General features: G+C 74.1%; 1 protein-coding gene. It reads right to left on the bottom strand.

The annotated features are described in order from the left end of the window. A partial coding sequence (locus G3I65_RS54950; protein WP_160704432.1) for a GNAT family N-acetyltransferase occupies positions 1–420 on the bottom strand: 420 nt, incomplete at its 3' end. Positions 421–761 lie beyond the last annotated feature (341 nt).

Below are 761 nucleotides of genomic sequence, written 5' to 3'. Positions count from 1 at the left end.
GCCGCCGGCTTCGGGCGCGTCGGTCAGCCGGTAGCCCGCCCGCTGGTACATCGTGATGTTGCGGGCGCTGCGGGCCCCGGTGAAGAGGGCGAACCGGCGAGCGTCGGCGGGCGCCTGCGCTTCGGCGTGCGCGAGCAGGCGGCGGCCGAGCCCGCGGCCGGCGAAGTCGGGCGCGACCATCAGCCTGCCGAGCTCCCAGCGGTCCGCCTCGAGCCGGGCGCGGACGGCGCCGATCAGGCGGTGCTCGTCCCGGAGCACCCACACCGACCAGGTCTTGGTCCAGTCGCGCACGTCTTCGAGGGATTCGTGCAGCGCGGGGATGTCGAGGGTGTCGTTCAGGAGGGCTTCCTGGACCCAGCAGCAGCGTTGCAGGACCAGCAGTTCCGGGGCGTCTTCGGGCTGGGCGTCGGTGAGCTCCACGCGGTGTGTCTAGCCGGTCCGCCGCGGGCCGGGCAACTGGTTTGCCGTGCCGCTTGTGGGTGACTTGACAGGTCTGGCGGTTCGCGGTTGACTGGTTCTTGTCGAACACGCGTTCGATACCGCCGCCTTCCCCGCGGCGGACCAGAGCCGTCGGTCGCGTTTTGGGAGAGGCCCGACCGCCGGCCCAGTCCGTGGTGGGGAGGTGCGTGCGGTGACCGCTGTGGTGGAGCCGCCGGTGGCCCGGCTGGCGGCCCTGCCCGGGGTCAGCACGGCGAGCCGGGTGGCGGCCCAGGCCGAGCGCGCGCGGGCGACGGGAAGGGTGCTCCCGGTCGCCGAGGCGC

Origin of the sequence: Amycolatopsis sp. SID8362 (genome assembly GCF_010550475.1) — a bacterium.
GTDB lineage: Bacteria > Actinomycetota > Actinomycetes > Mycobacteriales > Pseudonocardiaceae > Amycolatopsis > Amycolatopsis eburnea.
Note: the sequence above shows the minus strand (reverse complement) of the source record. Positions and strands in the feature narration are given on the sequence as shown.